This window comes from Paramagnetospirillum kuznetsovii (assembly GCF_003284725.1).
GTDB classification, from domain to species: domain Bacteria; phylum Pseudomonadota; class Alphaproteobacteria; order Rhodospirillales; family Magnetospirillaceae; genus Phaeospirillum; species Phaeospirillum kuznetsovii.
In genome coordinates this window covers 35,124-53,293 of record NZ_PGTO01000019.1, presented here as the reverse complement: position 1 = coordinate 53,293, position 18,170 = coordinate 35,124, and the positions used below count along the sequence as shown (strand labels likewise).

The following is an 18,170-nucleotide window of genomic DNA, read 5'->3' as shown; positions in this document are numbered from 1 at the left end:
CTAATTTCCGCATCAGGTTAAGACGGGATTCATATGCCTAGGTGCGATAGGATCCGTTGATGTCGATATAGGCGTGGGTCAGGTCGCAGGTCCACACGGTGGCCTTGCCCTTGCCGACCCCCACATCCACCTCGATGGAAATGTTCTGGCCCTTGAAATGGGCGGTCACCGGCGCTTCGTCGTAGCCTTCGGCGATTTCGCCCTTGTCGGCAACCAGGACGCCGCCCATGCGGATGGAAAGCTTGTCGCGATTGGCCTTTTCGCCCGCCTTGCCCACCGCCATGACGACGCGGCCCCAATTGGCGTCCTCGCCTGCGATGGCGGTCTTGACCAGGGGGGAATTGGCGATGGCCATGCCGATGACGCGGGCGGCACGCTTGCTGGCGGCGCCGCTCACGCTGACGGCGACGAATTTGGTGGCGCCTTCGCCGTCCTTGACCACCTGATGGGCCAGGTCCAGCAGCAGGTCGAACAGCTTGGCCTTGAAATCCGCCAGACGCTTGTCCTTGGCGTCCTTGATCACCGTATTGCCCGCCTTGCCCGTGGCGAACAGCATCAATGTGTCCGAGGTCGAGGTGTCGCTGTCCACCGTGATGGCGTTGAACGAGCCCTTGACCCCCTTGCTCAGCAGGGCTTGCAGGACATCGGCGGGAATGGCGGCGTCGGTGAAGACATAGGACAGCATGGTGGCCATGTCCGGCGCGATCATGCCGGCGCCCTTGGCGATGCCGTTGATCACCACCTTGGTGCCGTCGATGGTCGCGGTGCGGGTGGCGCCCTTGGGATAGGTGTCGGTGGTCATGATCGCCTTGGCGGCGTCGGCCCAGGCATTACCCTTCAACTTGGCGCGGGCGTCGGCCAGGGCCTCGGTGATCTTTTCGTCGGGCAGCCGGACGCCGATGGTGCCGGTGGAGGCCACATAGACTTCCGACGACCTGCAATCGGCCAGCTTTGCCGCCTTTTCGACGGTACGCTTGACCGAGGCCACGCCGACCGAGCCGGTAAAGGCATTGGCATTGCCGGAATTGACCACCAGGACGCGGGCGCGGCCCTTGGCGACGGATTGGCGACACCATTCCACCGGAGCCGATGCGGTCAGGGATTTGGTGAAGACGCCTGCCGCCGTGGTTCCCGCCACCATCTCCACCAGCAGGAGATCGGTGCGCCCGGCATAGCGCACGCCGCAGGCATGGCTGGCCAGGGTGACGCCCGTCACCTCCGGCATTTTAGGAAACCGGGCGGGAGCGAGCGGCGATACGGCGGTCATGGTGGTATTCCGTTGAGCGAGAGAATGGGGCCTCCGGCGGACCGGAGACCCCTTGTATCCGATCTTACTTCTTGGCGGGTTCGGCCATGGGGGTGCCGTTCACGTTGAAGCGCTTGATCTTCGCCTTGTCGCGCAGATCCATCACCACCTTCTGCTGAATGTCTTCGGCGATCTTGTTGGCGATGGCGGGCTTGGCCTGCTCGAAGGGCGGGATGGTCGCCATGCGCTTGTCTTCCACCTTGATGACGTGGAAGCCGAACTGGCTCTTCACCGGGGCTTTCGAGACTTCGCCGGGACGCATGGCGAAGGCGGCCGAGGCGAATTCCGGCACCATGTCCTTTTGGGTGAAGTAGCCGAGATCGCCGCCGCCCATGCCCGATCCGGTATCCTTGGAGCGGGTCTTGGCCAGTTCGGCGAAGTCGCTGCCGCGTCCCAGTTCGGCGATGATGGAGCGGGCGGCCTCCTCGGTGTCCACCAGGATATGGCGGGCGCGCACTTCCTCGGCGGGGACGAACTCCTTCACCGCCTGGTCGTAGCGGGCCTTGATCGCTTCTTCGCTGATGGCGGAGCGCATCTTCTTCTGCATATAGGCCTGGGTGATCAACTGGGCCTCGACCTTGCGGAGCGCCGCCTTGACCTCGGGGTCGGCGTCCATCTTGTCTTTCTTGGCGGCGTCGTAGACCAACTGGTTGTTGATCACCACTTCCAGCATGACTTCATAGGGGGCCTGCGCCGCCTGCGGACCCATTTGGCGGGCGAAGTCGGCCATGGACGACAGCTTCACGTCGCTGCCGTTGACATTGGCGACCACGGTGTCCTTTTGGTCGGCGGCGAAAGCGGGGCTGGCGGCCATTCCCGTCGCCATGGCGAGGGCAAGGACGGAGCGGCGCGCAAACAGCGTCTTCATGGGCGAGTCATCCTTCTTGTCGAATGGTCCGAGGCGCACCTGCGCCCCTTTGGCCGAGACATTGATCCTGGGTATGAAGCACAACCGCGTCGCGGGCACAAGAGCGCGGTTCTCCCGTCAGCCATTCATTTCCGGCGGCAGGCGCCTTGGGGACACGGGGGAAAATTCAGACCGTCCCAGCAATCGGAAATTTTGCATCGCACAATAGCAGTGCGAATTGAGCACTTGAAGAATAGGTCGTCCCAATAGGATCAGGATAGAGGATTATTTTCTGTCCGGTCCATTCGGTTATTACTTCATCACCAGAGGGGTGGAGCGAAATTAATCCTTTAGGGTGGGTGAGTAATGAAATATAATTTTAATGTCATCAATGTTTACTTTGCCATCGTTTGGGGGCTGGATTCGAATCCGACTCTGTGCAATATGGTTGCCCGACTTCGCAGGCTTGGGCGCGCTCTACCATGCGCGCTGGCGCCGTCCATCCAGCCCCTCGCCAGGGCGTGCCTGCCTAAACCACAGTGTCGGACCTAGTGGAGGAAATTATGACTGTTCGCGTTGGCATCAACGGTTTCGGCCGCATTGGTCGCATGGTTTTCCGCGCCGTGGCCAAGGAATTCCCGGAGATCGAGATCGTCGGCATCAACGACCTCCTCGAGCCCGAATACCTGGCCTATATGCTGAAATACGATTCGGTGCATGGTCGCTTCGGCGGCGAGATCAGCGTTGACGGCGACATCCTGACCGTCAACGGCAAGCCGATCCTGCTGACCCAGGTCAGGGATCCGGCCGAACTGAAGTGGGGCGAGCTGGGCGTCGATATCGTCATCGAATCCACTGGCCTGTTCCTGGACGCCGCCTCGGCTGAAAAGCATCTCAAGGCCGGCGCCAAGAAGGTGTTGATGTCGGCTCCGTCCAAGGACGAGACCCCCATGTTCGTCTATGGCGTCAACCACGCCAAGTATGCGGGCGAAAAGATCGTTTCCGCCGCGTCTTGCACCACCAACTGCCTGGCCCCGGTGGCCAAGGTGCTGAACGACAACTGGGGCATCAAGCGCGGCCTGATGACCACGGTCCACGCCGCCACCGCCACCCAGAAGACCGTGGACGGCCCGTCCTCCAAGGATTGGCGCGGCGGCCGCGGCATTCTGGAAAACATCATCCCGTCGTCCACCGGCGCCGCCAAGGCGGTGGGCAAGGTGCTGCCCGAGCTGAACAAGAAGCTGACCGGCATGGCCTTCCGCGTCCCCACCTCTGACGTCTCGGTGGTCGATCTCACCGTCGAGCTCAGCAAGGACGCGTCCTACGCGGATATCTGCAAGGCCATGAAGGCGGCGTCGGAAGGCGCCATGAAGGGCGTGCTCGGCTACACCGATGAAAAGGTGGTCTCCACCGATTTCGTCGGCTGCAACATGCCCTCCATCTTCGACGCCGACGCCGGTATCGCCCTGGACGGCACCTTCGTCAAGGTGGTGACCTGGTACGACAACGAATACGGCTATACCTGCAACATGCTGCGGTTCTTGCAGCACATCGCCAAGAACTAGGAACGGCTCTTTATTCCTCGTCATTCCCGCGAAGGCGGGAATCCATGTCGGCCAAGGACTCTTGGCGTCACCATGGACCCCCGCCTGCGCGGGGGTGACGAGGGATTAAGACTGCAAGCGGTCCTCAGCTTGCCGCCATAACGACCCAGGGAGGCTTCACCATGTTCCTGACCATCGACAAGCTCAACGTCAAAGGCAAGCGGGTGCTGGTGCGCGCCGACCTCAACGTGCCGTCCAAGGACGGCAAGGTCACCGACACCACCCGCATCGACCGTTCGGCCGCCACGCTCACCGAGTTGGCAGCCGCCGGAGCCAAGGTGATCGTTCTCACCCATTTCGGCCGCCCCAAGGGTCGGGAAGAGAAGTATTCCCAGAAGCTTCTGGTCGAGCCGCTGGCCAAGGCGGTGGGCAAGCCGGTGGCCTGGGCCGACGACTGCATCGGACCCGAGGCCGAAAAGGTCATCGCCGCCATGAAGGACGGCGACATCGCCTTGCTGGAAAACGTCCGCTTTCACCCCGAGGAAGAGAAGAACGATTTTGGCTTCGCCAAATCCCTGTCGGCGCTGGGCGACCTTTATGTGAATGACGCCTTCTCCACGGCGCACCGGGCGCATGCCTCCACCGAGGGGCTCGCCCATATGCTGCCCGCCGCCGCCGGTCGCCTGATGCAGGCGGAGCTGGAAGCCCTGGGCAAGGCGCTGGAACACCCGGAAAAGCCGGTGGCCGCCATCGTCGGCGGCGCCAAGGTCTCCACCAAGCTGGAGCTGCTGGGCAATCTGGTCAGCCGGGTCGATTACCTGATCATCGGCGGCGGCATGGCCAACACCTTCCTGTTCGCGGAAGGAAAGCAGGTGGGCAAGTCGCTGTGCGAGAAGGAAATGGCCGACACCGCCCGCGAGATTCTGGAAAAGGCCAAGGCCGCCCACTGCCATATCGTGCTGCCGGTGGACGCCGTGGTGGCGGGCGAATTCGCCGAGAACGCGCCGTCCAAGGTCGTCTCGGTGGACGAGGTTCCCGCCGATATGATGATCCTCGACGCCGGTCCGGCCTCGGCCGAGGCGGTGATCGACCGTCTGGGCGGCTGCAAGACCCTGGTGTGGAACGGCCCGTTCGGCGCCTTCGAGATCAAGCCGTTCGACGCCGCCACCAATGCCGTCGCCCAATGGGCGGCGGAGCGCACCAAACAGGGCAAGCTGCTGACCGTGGCGGGCGGCGGCGACACCGTCTCCGCCCTGGCCAAGGCGGGGGTCGAGGACAAGTTCTCCTATGTCTCCACCGCCGGTGGCGCCTTCCTGGAATGGCTGGAAGGCAAGGAGCTGCCCGGCGTGGCGGCGCTGAACATCATGCCCAACAAGGCTCCGTCGTCGGGCGGCGGCTGTGGCTGCGGCAGCGGCGGCGGCGGTGGCGGTTGCCACTAATCATTTTTCATCGTCACCCCCGGAGCGATCCGGGGGCAAGGATGCCCGGGTCACGCCCGGGCATGACGATTTTTGGGGATTGATATGAAAGTCCATTTCATCGGCGCCGGGCCGGGAGCCCCCGATCTGATCACCCTGCGCGGGTTGCGGCTGATCCAGTCCTGCCCGGTGGTGCTTTACGCCGGTTCGCTGGTGCCCGCCGAGATCGTCGCCGAGGCGGCGCCGGGCGCCCGTGTCGTCGACACCGCGCCGCTGGATCTGGACCAGATCATCGCCGAGATCGCCGAGGCCCAGGCCAAGAATCTGGACGTGGCCCGTGTCCATTCCGGCGATCCCTCGCTCTACGGCGCCATCGCCGAACAGATGCGCCGCCTCGACGCGCTGGGCATCGCCTATGACGTGACGCCGGGCGTGCCCGCCTTCGCGGCCGCCGCCGCCGCGCTGTCCACCGAACTGACCCTGCCCGATATCAGCCAGACGGTGATCCTGACCCGGACCTCGGTGCGCTCGTCCGCCATGCCCAACAACGAGGATCTGACCACCCTGGGCAAGAGCGGCGCCACCCTGGCCATCCACCTCTCGGTCACCAACCTGGCCCATGTGGTCAAGGAACTGAGCCCCCTCTACGGCGAGGACTGTCCGGTGGTGGTGGCCTTCCGGGTGGGGTGGCCGGATCAGAGCTTCATCCGGGGAACGCTGGCCGATATCCGCGACAAGGCGAAGGCGGCGGGACTGACCCGCACCGCCCTGATCCTGGTGGGCCGCGTGCTGGGCGAGGGCGCCGACTTCACCGATTCACGGCTGTACGCCGCCGACCACACCCATGTGCTGCGGCCGGGGAAGGTCTAACCACTCCACCGCCGCTTCGATGCTCTCGACGCTCTCGCCCTCGGGCGGCGGTGGGCGGCGGATCATCAGGACGGGCAGACCCAACGTTCGGGCGGCCTCGATCTTGCCGTAAGTGGCGGCACCGCCCGAGGCCTTGGTAACCAGCACGTCGATGCGATGCCCGGCCATCAACGCGCCTTCATCCTCCACCGAAAAGGGCGGGCGGCCGGTGATGACGGCGTAGTCCGTCAGGGGCAGGCTTGCGGCCTTCAGCAGGCGGACCAGGAACCAGACGCCCGCAACCTCGGCAAAGGCGGCCGCCTCGCCCGCCCCGACCGTCAGGAAGGCGCGCTTGCCCAGGCTCGGCAGTTTTTCCGCCGCCTCGGCCATGGACCCGACTTCGATCCAATGGTCGTCCGCGTGCTTGGTCCATTCCGCTCGGCACAGGGTGGTGCGGCGGATGCCGGTCGCCGCGCAGGCGGTTTGTGCATGGGCCGAGATGCGGGCGGCGAAGGGATGGGTGGCGTCGATCACCGCCTCGATTCCCTCGGCCCGCAGATAGGCTTCCAGGCCGGAGGCGCCACCGAATCCGCCAACCCTTACGCCGCCTGGGATATGGGGAATGCCGGCGCGACCGGCCAGCGAGGTGATGATCTCGACCTTGCCGTCCAGGGCGCGCGCCAGGGCGGCGGCCTCGGTTGTGCCGCCCAGGATGAGGACTCTAACCACTTTTCCCCACTACCTTGCCCCCGCGATCAACGGCGATCACCGCGATCTCGGTGCCGCCCGACAGCACCGCCAGGGCCGTCTCGCGGGCGCGACGCGCCACCAGATCGCCCAGCGGCAGATCACCGGCCAGGACCAAGGCCTGGGCGGCGGTTGCCGATAGCGGAAGTTGGTCGGCGAAGCCCAGGTCGCGCAGCAATCCGCCTAGGAAACCGCCATCCACCTGAGAGGCGGCGGAATGCAGGTCGAGATGGCCCGCCGCCAGCTTGGTCAGCTTGGCGAAGCCGCCCACCAGGGTCAGACGCCTGACCGGGGCGCGGCGCAGATATTTCAGCAGTCCCCCCGCCATGTCGCCCATGTCGATGATGGCTTGGTCGGACAATCCCAACCGCTTCCGGGCCAGGGCTTCCGAGGTCTTGCCGGTGACCCCCGCCACATGGTCGAACCCCAGGGCGCGGGCCACGTCCACCCCGCGATGGATAGAATGGACCCAGGCGGAACAGGAATAGGGGATCACTACCCCGGTGGTGCCCAGGATGGACAGCCCGCCCATGATGCCGAGGCGGCTGTTCAAGGTCTTGGCCGCCAGGGCCTCGCCGCCCGGAATGGAAATGGTCACCACCAGATCGACATCGCCCAGATTGTCCGTGATCTGGCGGCGCGGGCCCGGATTGATGGCGGGCTCGCCCGGCGGGATTGGCAGGCCGGGCAGGGTGACGGTGCCGACGCCCTCGCCCGCCCGGAAGGTGATGCCGGAACCGGCCGAGCCTGGTTCCACGGTGGCGATGATCTCGGCGCCGTGGGTGACGTCGGGGTCGTCGCCCGCGTCCTTGATCACCCCTGCAATGGCGCGGCAGGGTTCAAGATGCTTGCGCGACAGGGCGAAACTCGGCGTCTCGCCGCGCGGCAATTGGATGGTCACGGGATCGGGAAAGCCCTCGCCCCTCAGGGCGGCATAGGCGGCCTTGGCGGCGGCGGCGGCGCAGGCCCCGGTGGTCCATCCCTTGCGAAGCGGCGATTCGGTCATGGGCGGACTTTACCCGCACTCTTACGGAAAATACATGAGGCCGATCGGGACCAAATCCATATACTGCCGCCCATGTTGGACTTGCCGTTTGACTTTGCCCCGTTCGAGGCGGGCACCGTGTGGCTGGCGGGGGCCGGGCCGGGGGATCCCGGTCTGTTGACCCTGCTGGCCCTGCATGGCTTGCGTCATGCCGATCATGTGGTGTGCGACGCCCTGGTGGATGCGCGCATCCTCGCCCTGGTCCGCCCCGGCGCGGTGGTGGAGACCATGGGCAAGCGCGGCGGCCAGGACTCGGTCAGGCAGACCGACATCACCGACCGGCTGATCGAACTGGCCCGCCAGGGTTCGCGGGTGCTGCGGCTGAAGGGCGGCGATCCCTTCGTGTTCGGGCGCGGCCCGGAAGAGGCCTTGGCCCTGGCCCAGGCCGGGATCAAATTTCGCATCGTTCCGGGCATCACGGCGGGCATCGGCGGTCTCGCCTATGCCGGTATTCCGGCGACCTCCAAGGACACCAATTCGGCAGTGGCCTTCGTCACCGGTCATGGCGCCGACGGCGAGGTGCCCGATGAATTCGACTGGGACGCCCTGGCACGCGGCGCGCCGGTCATGGTGTTCTACATGGGATTGAAGCATCTGGACCGGGTCGCCAAGCGATTGATGGCTGCGGGGCGTAGGCCCGACGAGCCCATGGCGGTGGTGTGCGACGCAGCGACGCCCCGGCAGACCGTGCTGGAAACCACCTTGGGGCAGGTCGCCGAGGCGGTGGCGACGGCCGGGCTGAAGCCGCCCGCCTTGCTGGTGCTGGGCAGCGTGGTGCGCTTGCGCGACCGGCTCGACTGGTGGAGCCCGGCGTGAGCGAATTCATGGCGCTGCTCCATGCCGGTGTGTCCGTTTGCCGGGTCTCCGTCGATGGCCGGGAAGGGCTGATCGGCGGCTTGTTCCTGACCGGGCTGGTGGGCAGCCTGACCCATTGCTCGGGCATGTGCGGCCCCTTCGTGCTGTCCCAGGTGGCGGCGCGCATGGAAGCCATTCCGCTGGAGCGCATGACCGAGATGCGAAGGCTGGCGGGCGCCGCCTTGCTGCCCTATCATCTCGGACGCGCCACCACTTATGGCGCGCTGGGGGCGGTGGGGGCGAGCTTCGCGGGAATACTGGGTGGCGCCGCGTCGTTTCGCTGGCTGGCGGCCGGGTTGCTGGCGCTGGCGGCGGCTTTGCTGGCGGCCATGGCGGTCCCGGCCCTGAAAGGTCTAGCCGGAACCGGCGACAGTCCGTGGTCGGGCAGTATCGGACGCTGGGCTAGGCCTCTGTTCGCCCGTCCGTTCGGGCCGCGCGGTTGGGTGCTGGGCATGGCCCTGGGGTTCATTCCCTGCGGCTTGCTCTATGCCGCCTTGGCGGCGGCGGCGGCGGCGGGCAATCCCATCGCCGGGGCGGCGGGAATGGTGGCCTTCGCCGCCGGAACGGCGCCCATGCTGGTGGGGATCGGCGCCGTCGGCCATGCCGCCATCCTGCGCTGGCGGGCGCCGCTGTTGCGGCTGGCGCCGGTCTTGTTGGTGTTGAACGCGGCGGTGCTGGCCTTCATGGCCTGGCAGTTGCTCGCCGGTTAAGGACGGAGATGGACGCATGAAATTTTCCCGCACCCTGCTCGCCGTGGTCGGCGTCATCGTGGTGGCCTTCGTCGTCATCGGTGTCCGCATCGTGGTGTGGAGCGGCCAATCCACCAGCGACGGCAAGTCCATCCCCGCCATCGGCGGCCCCTTCACCCTGACCGACCAGACCGGCAAGACGGTGTCGGACCGGGATTTCCGCAATCGCTATATGCTGATCTTCTTCGGCTATACCTATTGCCCCGATGTCTGCCCCACCACCTTGTCCACGGTGGCTGGGGCGCTGGACAAGCTGGGGCCGAGCTTTGGCAAGAAGCTGGTTCCCATCTTCGTGACCATCGACCCGGAACGCGACACGCCCGCGGTGATGAAGAGCTATGTGGAAGCCTTCAACCCCGCCATCCAGGGGCTGTCCGGATCGCCCGAGGATATCGCCAAGGTGGCCAAGGAGTTCAAGGTCTACGCCGCCAAGGTCAAGGGCGATTCGCCCGACAGCTATACGGTCGATCACTCTGCCATCTTGTATCTGATGGGGCCGGACGGGCGTTTCGTCGCCCATTTCACTCATGGCATTTCGGTGGATGATCTGGTCGCCGGGCTGAAGAAGCATATTGGCTAAGGGACTCATTATCGCCGCCCCCAGTTCGGGCAGCGGCAAGACATCGCTGACCCTGGGGCTGCTGCGCCTGCTGGCCAAGCAAGGCATGCGCGTGGCCTCGGCCAAGGTGGGGCCGGATTACATCGACCCCGCCTTTCACGCCGCCGCCTCGGGCCGGGCCTGCTTCAACCTGGACAGCTGGGCCATGCGGCCCGAGACGGTGGCCGCCCTGGCCGGAACCCTTTCGGAAGACGCCGATCTGGTGATCTGCGAGGGCGTCATGGGCCTGTTCGACGGCGCCTTCGTGCCGGTGGGCCAGCCCGACGGCAGCACCGCCGATCTGGCCCAACTGACCGGCTGGCCGGTGGTGCTGGTGATCGACGGGCGCGGAATGACCGGCTCGGCCGCCGCCGTTCTGGCCGGTTTCGCCGCGCTGCGTCCCGATGTCTCGGTGCTCGGCGTGGTGTTCAACCGGGTGGTGGGCGAGCGCCACAAGGCGGCCATCGCCGAGGCCTGCCGGGTGGCCTGTCCCCGCATTCGCCTGCTGGGCTTCCTGCCGCCCGACGCCAGGCTTGAGATGCCGTCGCGCCATCTGGGGCTGGTCCAGGCCTGCGAACGCCCCGATCTCGCCGCCTTCCTCGACGATGCCGCAGATCTGGTGGGCCGCCATCTTGATATCGAGGCCTTGACCGATTTGGCGGTGCCGTCACGCATTAGGAGCGAGCGCGCAGCCCCGGTGCTGCCGCCGCTGGGCCATCGCATCGCCGTCGCCGCCGATCCGGCCTTCGCCTTCGTCTACGCCGCCCTGCTGGACGGATGGCGGCAGGCGGGAGCGGAAATTCTGCCCTTCTCGCCGCTGGCCGATCAGGCGCCCGATTCCTCGGCCGACGCCGTCTATCTGCCCGGCGGCTATCCCGAACTGCATGCCGGGCGATTGGCGAGCAATGCCGTCTTCCTCGACGGGTTGCGCGCCGCCGCCCAGCGCGGCGCCTCGGTGTTCGGCGAATGCGGCGGCTATATGGTGCTGGGCCGGACGCTGGTGGATGCCCAGGGCGTCGGTCATGCCATGGCCGGGCTGTTGGGGGTGGAAACCTCCTTCGCCCAGCGCAGGATTCATCTCGGCTATCGCCGCGCCAGCCTGTGCGCCGATGGGCCGCTGGGCGCGGCGGGGGGTGGCTTTCGCGGTCACGAATTCCACTACGCCACCGTGCTGCGGGAAGACGGCGCGCCGCTGTTCCGCATCCAGGATGCCGGCGGCACCGGGCTGGGCACCGCCGGCCTGACGAGCGGTCGGCTGGCTGGATCATTCGTTCATCTGATCGATCGACGCTAACCACTACCACCTTGGGCGGGATTTCGGCCATTATGGCTTGGCCCCAAGCCGCCGGGGCGTAACGAGGTTGAGGCCATGTCCGCCAGTTCCCCCGCCCCCAAGACCGAACCGCCGTTCTGGCACGCCACGCCGCTGTCGGCCATGACCCGGCCGCAATGGGAAAGCCTGTGCGACGGCTGCGGCCGCTGCTGCCTGCACAAGGTAGAGGACGCCGATACCGGCCAGGTGCACTACACCGAGGTCGCCTGCCGTCTGCTCAATATCGGCACCGCCAAGTGCAAGAAATACGCTCAGCGCTGGGACGACGTGCCCGACTGCGTCGAATTGTCGGCCACGGTCTTGAAGCATATCGACTGGCTGCCCTCCACCTGCGCCTATCGGCTGCTGGCGGAAGGCAGGCCGCTGGCATGGTGGCATCCGCTGGTTTCGGGTGACCCCGATACGGTGCACCGCGCCGGGATATCGGTGCGCGGCCGGGTGATCACCGAGTCCAAGGCCGATCTGCTGGACTACCACATCGTGACGTGGCCGGAGTAGACGTTGCCTGACTCCAAGATTCTTGCCGCCACCCCCGACGCCGTCGCCGAGGCCGCCGAGGCTCTGCGGGACGGCCGTCTGGTGGCCTTTCCCACCGAGACGGTCTATGGGCTGGGCGGCGACGCCACCTGCGACCGCGCCGTGGCCGCCATCTTCGAGGCCAAGGGCCGTCCCAGCTTCAACCCGCTGATCGCCCATGTGGCCTCGATGGAGCAGGCCGAAAGCCTGGTGGAACTCAATCCCGACGCCCATCGGCTGGCGGCGCGCTTCTGGCCGGGGCCGCTGACCCTGGTGCTGCCGCGCCGCGCCGATTCGAAGGTCTCGCTGCTGGCCAGCGCCGGGCTCGACTCCATCGCGGTGCGCATGCCCGACCATCCGGTGGCGCTGGCGCTGATCGAAGCGGCCGGACGCCCGCTGGCGGCGCCGTCCGCCAACCGATCGGGTGCGGTCAGCCCCACCACGGCTCAACACGTGGCCGCGTGCCTGGGTGAACGGGTTTCCCTGATCCTCGACGGCGGGCCGTGCCGGGTGGGCGTCGAGTCCACGGTGGTCGATCTGTCGGGCGACCGGCCCGCCCTGCTGCGTCCCGGCGGGGTGGAGGTGGAGACGCTGGAAGCGGTGCTCGGCCTCGTCCTGCCCCATGCCGCCGACAGCCCCGACGCGCCGCGCTCGCCGGGGCAGTTGGAAAGCCATTACGCGCCGTCGGCTCCGGTGCGACTGAACGCGCAGGCGGTGGAGGCGGGCTGGGCCTTGCTGGGTTTCGGACCGGTGGCGGCGACGCTCAATCTGTCGCCCTCGGGCGATCTGGAAGAGGCGGCGGCCAATCTGTTCGCCATGCTCCGCGCCATGGACAGGCCCGGCCTGTCGGGCATCGCGGTGTCGCCCATCCCCGAATACGGGCTGGGGCTGGCCATCAATGATCGGCTGCGGCGGGCGGCGGCGCCGAGGGGGACGTCATGACCCTCCTCAAGCAACTCGCCGGAATCGTCGGCCCCACCAATGTGCTGACGGACGCTGCCGATCTCGCGCCCTATCTGGTGGAGGAGCGCGGCCTGTATCGCGGCGCCGCCCAGGCGGTGGTGCGGCCGGGCTCCACCGAACAGGTGGCCGAGGTGGTCAAGGCCTGCGCGGCGGCTGGGATTTCCATGGTGCCCCAGGGTGGCAATACCGGGCTGTGCGGCGGCGGCGTGCCGTCGGAGGACGGAGGTTCCGTGGTGATTTCCACCGAGCGGCTCAACCGCATCCGCCGGATTGATCCCATTGACTTCACGCTCACCGCCGAGGCTGGTTGCGTGCTGGTCAATCTGCAACAGGCGGCGGCCGAGGTCGGCTGCCTGTTTCCCCTCAGCCTGGGGGCGGAGGGGTCATGCCGCATCGGCGGCAATATCTCCACCAATGCCGGTGGCACCAATGTGCTGCGTTACGGCAATACCCGCGATCTGGTGCTGGGCCTGGAAGTGGTGCTGCCCGATGGGCGCGTCTGGAACGGGCTGAAGAGGCTGCGCAAGGACAATACCGGCTACGCGCTCCAGCATCTGTTCATCGGGGCGGAAGGAACACTGGGCATCGTCACCGCCGCCGTGTTGAAGCTGTTTCCCCAGCCGACCGAGATTCAGACCGCCCTGATCGCCCTGACGGATCTGGATGCCGCCCTGGTGCTGCTGGCCCGCGCCCGGCGCGCCAGCGGCGACGCCGTCACCGGCTGCGAATTGATTCCCCGTATCGGTCTGGAACTGGGGGCGCGGCATGTGCCGGGGGTGCGCGATCCTTTCGAGGCCGCCCATCCCTGGTATCTGCTGCTGGAACTGTCGTCATCGCGGCCCGGCGGCCTGCGGCACGCGCTGGAAGAGATGCTGGCCGAGGCCCTGGGCGAAGGCCTCGCGGTGGACGCGGTGCTGGCCGACAGCGTGGAACAGCGCCGCGCCCTGTGGCGCATCCGCGAAGCCATTCCCGAGGCGCAAAAGAAGGAAGGCGGCTCCATCAAGCACGACGTGGCGGTGGCGACCTCGCTTGTGCCCGAGATGATCCGCCGATGCACCCGGGCGGTGGAAGCGGCCATGCCCGGCGTTCGGGTGGTGCCGTTCGGCCATCTGGGCGACGGCAACACCCATTTCAACCTGACCCAGCCGGAAAGCGCCGACAAGCAGGTCTTTCTGGCCCAATGGGACCGCATGAACCGCATCGTCCATGATATCGTGACGGAGATGGAGGGCTCCATTTCCGCCGAGCACGGCATCGGCCGACTGAAGGTGGCGGAATTGGCACATTACAAGCCCGCCCTGGACCTGGACCTGATGCGCAGGCTGAAATCCGCCATGGATCCGCGGGGTCTGATGAACCCCGGAAAAATCCTGTCCTGATCGGCGGTCGGGGGCTCACCTTTCGCTGTTCGGAGCCAAAGGTGATGTCTATAATCCCGGCGATGTCGGGAATTACGCGATACATACTGCGGCAAATGGTGGTGGGGATGCTGTTCGTCTCCATCGCGCTGACCTGCGTCCTATGGCTGACGCAGTCGCTGCGCTTTGTGGAAATGATCGTCAACAAGGGGTTGAGCATCGGGTCGTTCCTCAAGCTGACCATGCTGCTGATGCCGGGTTTCCTGGTGGTGATCATCCCGATTTCACTTTTCGCGGTGGTGCTTTTCACCTACAACAAGCTCATCGCGGACCGAGAACTGGTGGTGTTGCGCGCCGCGGGCCTCAGCCATCTGGCGCTGGCGCGGCCGGCCATGGTGCTGGGCTTGGTGACCACCGCGTTGGGCTATCTGCTGAGCTGCTGGATCATTCCGGTGACGGTGCGCGATTTTCACGAAATGCACTGGACCATTCGCAACGACATTTCCAACGTGTTGCTGCAAGAAGGGATGTTCAACAAATTCGGCGACGGCCTGACCATCTATGTGCGGTCGCGCTCGCCCGCCGGCGAGTTGCTGGGGTTGCTGGTTCACGACAAGCGCTCGCCCAATCGGGCGGTCACCCTGATGGCGGAGAAGGGTGCGCTGGTCTATACCGAGACGGGGCCTCGTGTCTTGATGATCAACGGCAATCGGCAGGAGGTGACGCCTGGGACGGGTAAGCTGTCGCTGCTGTATTTCGACAGCTACACCGTCGATTTCGCCACGGCCACCGGCGCCAAGCGCGACCGGTTCCGCGATGCCCGCGAACGCGGCACCATGGAATTGCTCTCCATTTCGGAAGGCGATGTCGGCCCCCAGGAATACCGGCGTTTCAAGGTCGAGATGCACTCCCGCCTTACGGCGCCGCTCTATAATCTGGGCTTTGCCTTGCTGGCGGCCTGTATCTTGTTGACCGCTGGCTTTGATCGCCGAGGCCAATTGGCCCAGGTGCTGATCTCCACCGGCCTGATGGTGGGCGTCCAGGCGGCGGCCTTGGGAATATCCAATGTGGCCACCGGCAATCTCACTCTGGCGCCAGCCATTTACCTCAATGCGGTCATTCCCATCGGTTTCGGCCTTTGGGTCTTGACCAGTCCGCCATGGCAGCGCCGCCGAGCGCCCGCCACGGTCGGCGATTCCGCCTGAACCGGCCGAGGACAACGTGTCGCGATCCCGCCAACTCTTCCTGCTGACCCTGCTGGCCTCCTCGACGGCCTTGTCGGGGCTTGCTCGTGCCGAAGCGGTAAACGGCGCCGCCTTTCCCGAGGTCGGCGGCTGGGGCCAGGCCTGGGGCGAGGACGAGGTTCCGCCACCCGCTGCTTCGCGCTTGCCTCCCCGTTCTTCGCCCCCTCTTCCTGGATATCGGGCTCCGCCGCCCGCGGCGGCTTTGCCCACTCGCCCCAGCGGCCCACTCGCCCCGTCCTCCGCTCCGGTGGAGGCGGTGCGGTCCGTCGCGCCGTTGGACGAGGCCGGAGGGCAAGCCTTTCCGGAAGTCGGAGGCTGGGGGCAGGCTTGGGGCGAGGATGAGCCGGTAACGGCGCCTCGGCCGCGCAGTGCTCCCGCTCCATCGACCATGGCTGGGCCAAGCCCCGCCGCTCCGGCTGGAGTCGCGCTACCGTCCCAGGCGGCGCCATCCCGTCTGCGTGCCTCGGTTTCTCCCACCTCCGCCGACGAGGCCGGTTCGCCCGTTCGTCGTCGCGGCGTGTCGGTGGCGGTGCAGCCCGCCGATATCGATGGGGATGCGGTGGGCATGCGGCGGCCGCCCAGAATCATTCCACAGGCTCTCCACAAGGCACAGCGCCGCGAGGAAGGCGAAGACCCGCCGGTCCACATGGAGGCCGATCAGGTCATCTATGATCGCGAATTCAACGTGGTCACCGCCAAGGGGCGGGTGGAGATGATCCAAAGCGGTCGGACCATCAGCGCCGATGTGGTGTCCTACAATCTTAAGCAGGATGTCATGGGGGCGTCGGGCAACGTCGTCTTGACCGAGCCCACCGGCGAAGTGACCTTTGCCGATTATTTCGAATTGACCGGTGACTTCAAGAGCGGCGTCGCCGCCAATATGCGCGTTATTCTTGCCGATAATTCGCGCTTGGCCGCCCAATCGGGACAACGCGTCGGCGGCGATCGCACCGATTTCGATCGCGCCGTCTATACGGCCTGCGAACCCTGCCGGGACAATCCCGGACGAACGCCCATCTGGCAGGCCAAGGCCCAGCGGGTGACCCATAATCAGGCCGAGGCGCAGATCGAATATCGCGACGCTTGGATCGAGCTTGCCGGTGTCCCCGTTCTCTACACGCCCTATCTGTCCCATCCGGATCCCACGGTAAAGCGCAAGAGCGGCTTCTTGGCTCCCACCGTGGGCTATAACAGCTCCCTTGGGCCATCCTTCACGACTCCGTATTTCTTCGTGATGTCGGACCAAGAGGATGTCACCCTGGTTCCCCGGTTCATGCTGCCGCAAACCGACGCCATTTCCGCCGTCAAGACCGACCCCGACAATCTGGCCACCTCGGCCATGCAGCATCTTCACCTGCTGGGCGAGCATCGCTGGCGCGGCGTTTACGGCGAGGCCAAGACCGTCGCCAGCATTACCGCCGACAAGGGAAGTGGCGATATCCGGGGCCATGTGGAGTCCAAGGGCTTGGTCGATCTCGATCGTACTTGGCGGGCCGGTTGGCAGGCCCAATACCAGTCCGATCGGACGTATCGCGATCTTTACCGCGTTCGAACCGACAATGACCGCCCCTGGCGATTGACGCGTCCCTATGTGGAAGGATTCGGTCGGCGCAATTACGCCATGGCGGAGACCATGTCGTTCCAGGGCGAGCGCCTTTCGGGCGACGGCACGAAGTCGCCGGTGGTCTTGCCGCATATGATCCACCGTGCCGTGAGCGATCCCGGCTGGGCGGGCAGCTACTGGAGCTTCGACAGCGATTTCCTCTCATACACCCGGACCAAGGGGCCGGTGGCGCAGCGCATCTCGCAGCAGACGGGATGGCATCTGCCCATGACCACGCCCGACGGGCAGGTGATGACCTTGAACACCAGCGTTCGGGGCGACGGCTATCGCAGTCAGAACCTGACGAATTACGCGGGAACGGCCACCGCCGGTCGTGCCATCCCCGAGGCGTCGCTGGAATGGCGTTATCCCTTCTCCCGTCCGGGCACATGGATGTCGCAGGTGGTCGAGCCCATGGCGATTGTTGCCATGAGCCCTGGCGGCGGCAATTCGGACAAGATCCCCAACGAGGATTCGCTGGCCTTCGAACTGGATGAAACCAATGTCATGCGCCCCAATCGGTTGGTTGGGCTTGACCGGATCGAGGGCGGCCTGCGCGGCGGCTACGGACTGCGGTGGAGCGGCTTTCCTGCCGTCGGCGGGCGCCTGGGGCTTCAGGCCGCGCAGGGCTGGCGGCGCAAGGTGGACAATACGTTCAGTTCCACCAGTGGCTTCACCGATACCTTGTCCGACTACCTTGGACGGGTTGACGTGGCCCCCACCGGATTTCTGGCCCTGAACAGCCGCGTCCGACTGGACAAGGAAAGTCTGGCGTTGCGCCGCAACGAATCGAGCATTTCCATCGGGCCGCCCATGCTGAGTTTTGCGACCACCTATGGCTATCTGTCCACTTCATCCAACACTGCTGGCCAGATCTATCCGAGACGGCAATATATTAACTATGGGGTAAGCTCCGCCCTGTCGAAATATTGGGTGGCGACAGCGTCATTGGCTCAGGATCTCGGGGATAATGGCGGCACGTTGAACTGGACGGCGAACACGACGTATAATGACGAGTGCTTTGCCATCATGGCGACGATGAACCGATATTATTCCAATGCGCCGGGTCTGCTGTCGGGCTATAACGCGATGCTCACCATTGTGCTGAAGACCTTGGGCGAAGCGCCTTTGGGTCTGTTCTGATTAACCGCCTTCGGCTGGCGTGTTTTCGCTTGCCGGAAGGTCGAAGGGGATT

16 protein-coding genes are annotated in these 18,170 nt (G+C 65.8%); 12 read left to right on the top strand and 4 right to left on the bottom strand.

Annotation, left to right across the window (positions count from 1 at the left end; genetic code table 11):
- Positions 1 to 37 precede the first annotated feature (37 nt).
- A complete protein-coding gene (argJ, locus tag CU669_RS17535) occupies positions 38 to 1,267 on the bottom strand; it encodes a bifunctional glutamate N-acetyltransferase/amino-acid acetyltransferase ArgJ (RefSeq protein WP_112146895.1) in 1,230 nt (409 codons plus the stop codon).
- Positions 1,268 to 1,331: 64 nt separating this feature from the next.
- On the bottom strand, positions 1,332 to 2,174 hold the full coding sequence (locus CU669_RS17530) for a peptidylprolyl isomerase (protein ID WP_112146907.1): 843 nt from the start codon (positions 2,172 to 2,174) through the stop codon (positions 1,332 to 1,334).
- 542 nt (positions 2,175 to 2,716) lie between these two features.
- Between CU669_RS17530 and gap the strand changes: the two genes are divergently transcribed.
- The 3 genes from gap (at position 2,717) to cobM (ending at position 5,985) form a co-directional block, all read left to right on the top strand.
- On the top strand, positions 2,717 to 3,718 hold the full coding sequence (gene gap / locus CU669_RS17525) for a type I glyceraldehyde-3-phosphate dehydrogenase (protein ID WP_112146894.1): 1,002 nt from the start codon (positions 2,717 to 2,719) through the stop codon (positions 3,716 to 3,718).
- A 161-nt stretch (positions 3,719 to 3,879) separates the two neighbouring features.
- Positions 3,880 to 5,136 carry a phosphoglycerate kinase gene (locus tag CU669_RS17520; RefSeq protein WP_112146893.1) on the top strand — a complete coding sequence of 419 codons (1,257 nt, stop codon included), beginning with the start codon at positions 3,880 to 3,882 and terminating at the stop codon, positions 5,134 to 5,136.
- An 84-nt stretch (positions 5,137 to 5,220) separates the two neighbouring features.
- Positions 5,221 to 5,985 carry a precorrin-4 C(11)-methyltransferase gene (cobM, locus tag CU669_RS17515; RefSeq protein ID WP_112146892.1) on the top strand — a complete coding sequence of 255 codons (765 nt, stop codon included), beginning with the start codon at positions 5,221 to 5,223 and terminating at the stop codon, positions 5,983 to 5,985.
- Here cobM and CU669_RS17510 read toward each other — a convergent pair.
- A complete protein-coding gene (locus tag CU669_RS17510; RefSeq protein ID WP_112146891.1) occupies positions 5,932 to 6,693 on the bottom strand; it encodes a cobalt-precorrin-6A reductase in 762 nt (253 codons plus the stop codon). The two genes, cobM and CU669_RS17510, sit on opposite strands and share 54 nt — an antisense overlap.
- Entirely contained in the window at positions 6,686 to 7,717 is a 1,032-nt protein-coding gene (locus CU669_RS17505) for a cobalt-precorrin-5B (C(1))-methyltransferase (protein ID WP_112146890.1), read from the bottom strand. The genes CU669_RS17510 and CU669_RS17505 overlap by 8 nt, the downstream gene beginning before the upstream one ends.
- A 72-nt stretch (positions 7,718 to 7,789) precedes the next feature.
- On the opposite strand from CU669_RS17505, the gene cobA reads away from it, so the two are divergent.
- From cobA to lptD, 9 genes are all read left to right on the top strand, one after another.
- Positions 7,790 to 8,572, top strand: coding sequence for a uroporphyrinogen-III C-methyltransferase (cobA, locus tag CU669_RS17500; protein WP_112146889.1), 783 nt, complete (start codon positions 7,790 to 7,792; stop codon positions 8,570 to 8,572).
- Positions 8,569 to 9,321: a sulfite exporter TauE/SafE family protein gene (locus tag CU669_RS17495; protein ID WP_322096916.1), complete on the top strand. Its 753-nt coding sequence runs from the start codon at positions 8,569 to 8,571 to the stop codon at positions 9,319 to 9,321. The genes cobA and CU669_RS17495 overlap by 4 nt, the downstream gene beginning before the upstream one ends.
- Positions 9,322 to 9,337: 16 nt before the next feature.
- Positions 9,338 to 9,940, top strand: coding sequence for an SCO family protein (locus CU669_RS17490; protein ID WP_112146888.1), 603 nt, complete (start codon positions 9,338 to 9,340; stop codon positions 9,938 to 9,940).
- Positions 9,933 to 11,252 (top strand): cobyrinate a,c-diamide synthase, encoded by a 1,320-nt coding sequence (locus CU669_RS17485; protein WP_112146887.1) that lies wholly within the window; start codon positions 9,933 to 9,935, stop codon positions 11,250 to 11,252. The genes CU669_RS17490 and CU669_RS17485 overlap by 8 nt, the downstream gene beginning before the upstream one ends.
- A 75-nt stretch (positions 11,253 to 11,327) precedes the next feature.
- Entirely contained in the window at positions 11,328 to 11,789 is a 462-nt protein-coding gene (locus tag CU669_RS17480) for a YcgN family cysteine cluster protein (RefSeq protein WP_112146886.1), read from the top strand.
- A 3-nt stretch (positions 11,790 to 11,792) separates the two neighbouring features.
- The gene (locus tag CU669_RS17475) at positions 11,793 to 12,749 is read left to right on the top strand and encodes an L-threonylcarbamoyladenylate synthase (RefSeq protein WP_112146885.1); all 957 of its coding nucleotides are present in this window, start codon (positions 11,793 to 11,795) and stop codon (positions 12,747 to 12,749) included.
- Positions 12,746 to 14,149, top strand: coding sequence for an FAD-binding oxidoreductase (locus CU669_RS17470; protein ID WP_112146884.1), 1,404 nt, complete (start codon positions 12,746 to 12,748; stop codon positions 14,147 to 14,149). The genes CU669_RS17475 and CU669_RS17470 overlap by 4 nt, the downstream gene beginning before the upstream one ends.
- Positions 14,150 to 14,193: 44 nt before the next feature.
- Positions 14,194 to 15,333, top strand: a complete 1,140-nt coding sequence (lptF, locus tag CU669_RS17465) for an LPS export ABC transporter permease LptF (protein ID WP_322096915.1) — start codon at positions 14,194 to 14,196, stop codon at positions 15,331 to 15,333.
- 16 nt (positions 15,334 to 15,349) lie between these two features.
- Positions 15,350 to 18,118 (top strand): LPS assembly protein LptD, encoded by a 2,769-nt coding sequence (lptD, locus tag CU669_RS17460; RefSeq protein WP_112146883.1) that lies wholly within the window; start codon positions 15,350 to 15,352, stop codon positions 18,116 to 18,118.
- The last annotated feature ends 52 nt before the right edge of the window (positions 18,119 to 18,170 follow it).